We start from the raw sequence: 7,150 nt of genomic DNA on the forward strand, positions 1-7,150 counted from the left end.
TCCTTGTTCTTCGGACAGGCGAGAAGCGGGGTGGTTACGGTCCCCTGCCATGGCTGAAGGTGAGGATGTTCCAAGGAACTTGAGCTCGCTGGTGGTTCCTCGGGTGGGCTCGCTCGTGGAGGCTGGCGATCTATGGGAGCCGTATCAGCTGGTTGATCCCGCGGGGTTCCCGGTGGGTGCGGTGACCGCGTATCTGCACGAGTTGCAGGCAGCGGGTCGGCCCGCGACGACGCAGCGTTCCTACGGCATGGATCTGCTGCGGTGGTTCCGCTTCTTGTGGGCGATCGAGATGCCGTGGAACGAGGCGACGAGGATCGAGGCCCGCGACTTCTCGCGGTGGATCCAGATCACCGCCAAGCCTCCCCGCCGCCGACGTACAGCTCAACGTGCACATCCGCGTACAGACCGGGCTGTGAATCCGATCACCGGGAAGCGGCCGATCGGGACGACCTACGCCTCCTCGACGGTCGCGCACAGCGAGACGGTGCTCCGCAGCTTCTACGCCCACCACCTGGAGGCCGGAACTGGTCCGCTGGTGAACCCGTTTCCACTGGCCAGGGCGCCTCGGGTGAACTCGCACCACAATCCGATGGAGCCGTGGCGCCCGCAGCGGTCGGGGCTGTTCCGGCCGCGGCAGCCTCAGCGAATTCCCCTGATGCGGATCTCGAATTTTCCTCGGACCTGCTCTTCGCCTCAGTTGGTTCACGGAGTGAACCAACTGAGGAAAGCGGTGAGCGAGGCCGAGTACAACTGGTTGCTCATCGAGTGGTGTCAGACCCGTGGGCGATGATCTGGCCATGCTGCAAGCGAGAGATGAACACGGCCGACGGGTGAGGAACCCAAAGGACTCAGCATTGAGCCGAATGGTGACGAACCTCAGCCGGGGCAACGCCTTCGTGATCGTTGAGCGAGTCGATGACGAGGCGGACGGCGACTGGTATGTGCAGGTGTGGCTGAGGGATGACAACACGTATCAGCTCGAGTTCCGCGACGGGACCGCGGCGGAGCACTACCAGACCCGGACGATCTCCCAGGAGAAGGTGATCGCCGCCTTGAGCGGCTGGGTTGAGGAACGTCCGGGGTGGAAGGACGCTTTCATGTGGAGCAACATCAGCACCATGTTTGCGGACGCGGACTGACCCTGCCGTCCAGGGGTCGGCAGGGTCATGGACCTGTTCTTTCAGTTGCGGCGCATTGGGATGACGTCCGGGTTGGCCATCGGGATGGTGGGTCGTGCGGCCTCGGGGGTGGCCAGCAGGGCGACGATGGTGACCGGCTTGTCGCAGTGCGGGCAGTTCCGGACGGCCGTGGGCGCCAGTGGTGTCGGATCTGGGGACGCTGCCGTCATCACTTCGCTTTCAGCAGCGTCGGTTGTTTCGTCGCGTTCACGGCGCCGACGCCGGCTTGCTTCTGCTTTGCACCGAGGGGTGCAGTAGGTGTGCCGGGCCCCCGCACTGGGGTTGACCTGGAATGATGTCCAGCAGATGGGGCACTCCCTGAATTCAGCCAGCACGTCCGGTCACCCCTTTGCGGAGGTTGTCGGCGTGGGACTGGTGCGAGCGGAGGCGGTAGGACGGTCCGTCGATTCCGACCACGGCGGCTCGGTGAAGGAGCCGGTCGAGCATGGCGGCGGCAACGGTTGCGTCGCCGAAGGCGCCGGCCCAGTCGGCGATACCGACGTTGGTCGTGAGGATCGTGCTCGACTTCAGATACCTCTGGTTGATCACCTGGAAGAGGGCCGAGGCGCCGTCGCCGGGCAGCGGAAGGTAGCCGAGTTCGTCGATCACGAGCAGGCGGGGTCCGGCGAAGAACCTCATGATGCTCGACCAGCGGCCTTCGAGTGCGGCCTTGTGGCACTTGGCGGCGAGTTCGGCGGCGGTGGTGAAGTAGACGCGGTGGCCGGCGTCGACTGCTGAGCGGGCGAGGGCGACGGCCAGCATGGTCTTGCCGACGCCAGGCGGGCCGACCAGCAGGACGTTGGAGGCATTGTCGAGGAACCTCAGGGTGGCCAGGTCGCGGATGAGTTTCTCGTCGACGCCGGGCTGGGCGGCGAAGTCGAAGTCGTTGAGGGTCCATGGTTCTGGCAGGCAGGCGAACCGCAGCCGGGAGGAGAGTTTGCGTGCTTCGGTCGCCTCGACTTCGATTTCGAGGAGCTTCTCCAGGGCGGTGGTGAGGGTCATGCGCTCGGCGCGGGCCTGGTCCAGGATGCGGGGAAGGGCTTCGGCGGCATCGTTGAGTTTCAGGTAGGACAGGTGGCCTCGCAGCTGCTGGTAACGGCGGGCCTCGCTCATCGGCATGGTGTCACTCACTCTCACGCTCCTGGTCTTCGTGGGTGGGGGCCTGCCGCAGCCGGTCGGCGACGGCGGCGTAGTGGGACAGGTCGATGACGACCCGGTTCGCGACGTCCGATTCAGGTCGGCCGCGAAGCTTTTCTGCTTCCGCTTGGGCCGCCGCCGAAGGGGGCCGCCGGACCTTGGTGCGGCAGGGTGCCTTGTCGGAGAACGAGGCGAGAACGGCTCGTTCAAGGGCGATGACGTGGCCGGCGTCACGGATGGTCCGCCCGGCTCCGTCCGGTGCCCGGCGGTGGTGGGCGATGACCGCTCGGCCGGCGGTGATCACATGGAGGTCGTCCTCTCCGAGGCGGGTCCGGACCGTGACGTGGGCGCCGGTCAGCCCGGGCGGGACCGAGTAGTGGTTGCCAGCGAAAGAGACCAGTCCTTGCGGGCTGACGACTCGGACCTGCTCCAGCTCGGCGGGGAACGGGCGGGTCGGCAGTTCCAGCAGCGACTCGGCCTCGGCGAGCGCGGCAACGGTCGTCGACGCTCCGTCGAGCTTGCGTTTGCGCAGGTCCATCTGCGCGGCCAGTTTGTCGATGCCGTTCTGGCCTGCCTCGATGCTGATGCCGTCCGGGACGGTTCGCCACCAGCGTTGGGCCGCGGAGTGGTTGGCCTTCTCGACAACACCCTTGCGATTGCCTCGTCGCGGTGGACAGATGTCGACGCCGGCTCCGTAGTACTTCGCGACGGCGGCGAACGTCGGCAGGATCCGTCTGGTCGGCGGGTGGCAGACGGTGGCCATCCGGTCGAACCGCCACCTTCGAGCGGTTCCGCCCAGTCGCCGCAGCACCAAGTCGACGGCCTGGACCAAGTGCGGGAAGGTCTCCGCCTCCGCGAGCACGGCCCGCCATCGGCCCGAGTGAGCCAGGGCACCGACCAGGAGATGCGCGTTGGCCCCGACGCCCCACTCCGCAGGCGGGTCCGGGAGCTCGACCCAGTCGAACTGGATCTCCTCGCCCGGAGGATGCGCGATGATCGCCACGTCCCGACCGCTGGAGGCTTGGCACGGTTCGCAGTGTGGGCGGGCGTCGTATCGCCGCAGAGCCCTGGTGAAGGTGGAGTAGCCGCCCGCGTAGCCGAGTTCCACCACTTCGTCGAAGAGCGTCGAGGCCCACAAGTGAGGGTCGTCGCTGAGTCGTTGGCGGCAGTACTCCAAGAAGGGCATGAACGCGTCCGGCGACTGGCGGCGGTATCCAGGGACTCGCTCGCCGTTCAGATAGGCGCGGATCGTCTTGCGGTCGTGCCCCAGATGCCGGGCGATCGCCGAGATCGACCAGCCCTGACGACGCAGCGCGTGAGCATCCACGTCTTCCTCCCAGGTGAGCATTCAGGCCCCTCGAACAGGCCGAACTCTGTGCTCACGCAGGCTCTCCACGACACGCCGACACCAGTTCGACACGCCGAGAAGGATCACGCAAAGGGTGGGGAGATCACCTGAGCAGGTTTGGCCACCTGTAGAGCGACACCTGGGGAGATTCAAAGAGCGCCATCACCCCGGCAGATCCCCGATGAGGTCTTCAACGAACTGTTCGCGAGGCTGTCCTCGGACCGCGACCGGGCTCTGGTCGCCTTCTGGATCTCGACCGGAGCCAGGGCCTCGGAACTGCTCGGCGTCGTGTCCTCGGGCACCGATCCGGGGCGGCAACTGGTCACGGTGGTACGCAAAGGGTCACGCGCGATGCAGCAGCTGCCGGCCTCGCCGGACGCGTTCGTCTGGGTGCGGCTCTACCAGCAACAGATGCACGGGCTGGTGCCCACCGGCCCGGATGTCCCGCTGTGGTGGACGCTGCGACGGCCGTTCCGCGCACTCAACTACCATGCCGCGCGGGCGATGTTCGTCCGCGCGAACACTGCGCTCGGGTCGAACTGGTCGCTGCACGACCTTCGGCACACCGCGGCCTACCGGCTGGCACGCGACCCGCTCATGCCGATCACAGACATCCAATGGGTCCTCGGACATGCGCGTTTGTCCACGACTCAACGGTATGTCACGCCCACCGCGGAGGACGTCGTCGAAGGAGTCCTGGCCCACCACCGCCGTCAGGCGGAGAGGCAGACAGAGCCCGCGGCGCCGTCGCTGCACTACCGCCCGGAGAGTCTGGACGTCTTGTTCTCCCGGGGGCGGCCGTGACCACCCCCGCGATCACTGCCGCGGTGGCCACTCGGCCCTGGCATCTCAGCGCGGAGGCCGTGGCCCTCTGGAAGAGGTTCCCGCCTCGCACCAACCCGAAGAGCTGGCCCGCGACCCGACAATCGCGGGCCACTGTGGTGGCCCGGATGCTGACGCCGCCGTTCCTGGGACACGATTCCAAGACGCGCTGCAATCGGAAGCTGACCCTGCTCAAGGTGCTCGACTGGCTGGAGATGCAGCCCGGCAGCACCTGGCAGGAGCGGTGGGATGCCAGCGGGGCGGGCATCGACGGACACGTGGACTGGCGGATCCGCCTCATCAGCGACCTGAAGGGTGTCGACAACCTTGGCCCTCGCGGCGAGCGGATCTTCAGCATCCTCGGCATGGGCCTGGTCCAGCTGATCGGTGGCGATGTCCTGCGGCCGGATCTGGGCTGGCTGATGGCCACCAGCTCACCACTTCGGATCGCGAACGAGATGGAGCGCGTCCGCGACGGCGAGGCCATCACAAAGCTTCGGGCCCTGCGGACCGCGAGCACGGTCGGCGACTCCACAGTGCTGCCCGCGATCGAGAAGATTGCGCTCATCATGGCGGCCAAGGGCGGCACGGTTATGGACGTCACCCCTGGCGACTGCCTGGAACTGCTCAAGACCAGCCGGGAAGTCTTCCCAGGGCCGGCCAAGTCCACCCGACACAGTCCGTTCTTCTACCAACTGCTGCACTCCTCGGCGTTTTCCCCGCCGACGCGCCGTCTTCGGTCCGCATGTTCAGCACACGCTTCCCTGGCCAGCTCGCGGTCGAGCAGCTCGTCGACCGCTACGACCTGGCCTGTCGCCCCGTCCGCGACCTGTTGGTCGACTACCTGCGGGAACATCAGCCGTCCGTCGACTACAACACCCTGACCGGTCTGGCGACCGCGTTGGGGCTGTGGTTCTGGAAGGACCTGGAGAAGCACCACCCTGGCATCGACTCGCTCCGGCTCGCACCGGACGTCGCCGCCGCCTGGAAGCGGCGCCTGCAGACCCGAACCGTCCGCACCTCCGATGACCACGGCCAGGTCGTGGAGACCACGGTGGAAAGGGCCACCGCCTCCGACACCCTGATGACGGTGCGGGCGTTCTACCTGGACCTCGCGCAGTGGGCGCTCGACGAACCCTCCCGCTGGGGCCCATGGGCCGTCCCCTGCCCGGTCCGCGCCGACGACGTCCAGCATCGCAAGATGAAGTCCCGGCAGAAGGCCCGCATGGATCAGCGCACCCGCGAGCGACTTCCCGTCCTGCCGTCCCTATGCGAAGCGGTCGACCGGAACCGCAAGGCTGCCGCCGCCCGCTTGGAGGCCGGCGGACGGGCCCGCCCCGGCGAGTTGTTCACCGCCGAAGGGCAGACGCTGCGGCGCGCGATCCTCAAGCGGCACTCGCCGCACCTATGGGCTGAAGAACCCGCCACCGGCCAGCGCCGCAACCTGGCGCGGGAGGAGAGCAACGCTTTCTGGGGCTGGGCCGCGATCGAGGTCCTGCGCATGACCGGCATCCGGATCGAGGAGCTGAGCGAGATCTCGCACCACAGCCTGCTCCAATACCGGCTGCCGAGCACCAGCGAGCTCGTTCCGCTCCTGCAGATCGCCCCGTCCAAGACCGACGAGGAACGGTTGCTGGTCATCTCGCCGGAACTCGCCGATGTCCTCTCCGCGATCATCTGCCGCGTCCGCACCACTGACGGCGGCGTCCCGCTCGTAATCGCCTACGACCACCACGAGAAGGTCTGGAACCCGCCCATGCCGCTGCTGTTCCAGCGCAAGATCGGGCTGGAAGACCGGCCGATCCCCATCGCCGGCATCCGTGACCTCCTCCAGGACGCGCTCGCGGCCACCGGATTCACCGACGCGACCGGCAACCCGCTGCACTTCGCCCCGCACGACTTCCGGAGGATCTTCACCACCGACGCCGTCATGAACGGCATGCCGCCCCACATCGCCCAGCTGATCCTCGGACATCGCGACATCAACACGACCATGGGCTACAAAGCGGTCTATCCCGAAGAAGCCATCAACGGGCACCGCGCCTTCATCGCCCGCCGCCGGGAACTACGCCCGAGCGAGGAATACCGCAGCCCCACCGAGGAAGAGTGGGAGGATTTCCTCGGCCACTTCGAACGACGCAAGGTCGCGCTCGGCGACTGCGGGCGAGCCTACGGCACCAGCTGCATTCACGAGCACAGCTGCATCCGATGCCCGCTACTGCGGGCCGACCCGGCCCAACGGCCACGGCTGATCGAAATCCGCGACAACCTGATCGCCCGCATCGCCGAGGCCGAACGCGAAGGTTGGGGCGGTGAGGCCGAAGGGCTCAAGGTCAGCCTGGCCGCAGCGAACGCCAAACTCGCCCAGCTCGATAACCTCATCGCCCGACGCACCGCGGCCGTCGACCTCGGCATGCCCACCTTCGCTGACATCGCCGTCCGCACTACATAGGCCGACCCGCACCAGCTCTGAATATCCGTCGCCGCCGCGAAGCCGCACCGCCTACCCTCCATCACATGCGCAGCGTTTTCGTGTTCCCCGCAGGTGAGCGAGCTGAGACCATCGCCTTAGAAGTCCTAACAAAGTGGGAGGTTTCTCAGTCGTCGCCAGCAGATGATGCTGCAGGCGAGGCTGAGGAAGGCTTGGTGGATGTCGTCGCGGATC

General features: G+C 67.1%; 8 protein-coding genes. 5 read left to right on the top strand and 3 right to left on the bottom strand.

The window, feature by feature from the left end; genetic code table 11:
* Nucleotides 1–49: 49 nt before the first annotated feature.
* Together ACZ4RZ_RS48395 and ACZ4RZ_RS48400 are read left to right on the top strand one after the other, a co-directional pair.
* On the top strand, nt 50–790 hold the full coding sequence (locus tag ACZ4RZ_RS48395) for a hypothetical protein (protein WP_467754015.1): 741 nt from the start codon (nt 50–52) through the stop codon (nt 788–790).
* Nucleotides 780–1,139 carry a hypothetical protein gene (locus tag ACZ4RZ_RS48400; RefSeq protein ID WP_467754016.1) on the top strand — a complete coding sequence of 120 codons (360 nt, stop codon included), beginning with the start codon at nt 780–782 and terminating at the stop codon, nt 1,137–1,139. The genes ACZ4RZ_RS48395 and ACZ4RZ_RS48400 overlap by 11 nt, the downstream gene beginning before the upstream one ends.
* Before the next feature lie 41 nt (nt 1,140–1,180).
* Here ACZ4RZ_RS48400 and ACZ4RZ_RS48405 read toward each other — a convergent pair whose 3' ends face one another.
* From ACZ4RZ_RS48405 to ACZ4RZ_RS48415, 3 genes are all read right to left on the bottom strand, one after another.
* On the bottom strand, nt 1,181–1,348 hold the full coding sequence (locus ACZ4RZ_RS48405; RefSeq protein WP_158939436.1) for a hypothetical protein: 168 nt from the start codon (nt 1,346–1,348) through the stop codon (nt 1,181–1,183).
* A gap of 154 nt (nt 1,349–1,502) precedes the next feature.
* Nucleotides 1,503–2,309, bottom strand: a complete 807-nt coding sequence (gene istB / locus ACZ4RZ_RS48410; RefSeq protein WP_467754017.1) for an IS21-like element helper ATPase IstB — start codon at nt 2,307–2,309, stop codon at nt 1,503–1,505.
* The gene (locus ACZ4RZ_RS48415) at nt 2,302–3,663 is read right to left on the bottom strand and encodes an IS21/IS408/IS1162 family transposase (RefSeq protein ID WP_467754018.1); all 1,362 of its coding nucleotides are present in this window, start codon (nt 3,661–3,663) and stop codon (nt 2,302–2,304) included. Before ACZ4RZ_RS48415 ends, istB begins: the two co-directional genes overlap by 8 nt.
* Before the next feature lie 117 nt (nt 3,664–3,780).
* On the opposite strand from ACZ4RZ_RS48415, the gene ACZ4RZ_RS48420 reads away from it, so the two are divergent.
* The 3 genes from ACZ4RZ_RS48420 to ACZ4RZ_RS48430 all read left to right on the top strand — a co-directional run bounded on the left by ACZ4RZ_RS48420 (nt 3,781) and on the right by ACZ4RZ_RS48430 (nt 6,937).
* Entirely contained in the window at nt 3,781–4,467 is a 687-nt protein-coding gene (locus ACZ4RZ_RS48420; protein ID WP_467754020.1) for a tyrosine-type recombinase/integrase, read from the top strand.
* A complete protein-coding gene (locus tag ACZ4RZ_RS48425; protein WP_467754022.1) occupies nt 4,464–5,369 on the top strand; it encodes a hypothetical protein in 906 nt (301 codons plus the stop codon). The genes ACZ4RZ_RS48420 and ACZ4RZ_RS48425 overlap by 4 nt, the downstream gene beginning before the upstream one ends.
* A gap of 200 nt (nt 5,370–5,569) precedes the next feature.
* Nucleotides 5,570–6,937: a tyrosine-type recombinase/integrase gene (locus ACZ4RZ_RS48430; protein WP_467754028.1), complete on the top strand. Its 1,368-nt coding sequence runs from the start codon at nt 5,570–5,572 to the stop codon at nt 6,935–6,937.
* The last annotated feature ends 213 nt before the right edge of the window (nt 6,938–7,150 follow it).

The organism is Streptomyces sp. NPDC027189, assembly GCF_055566975.1.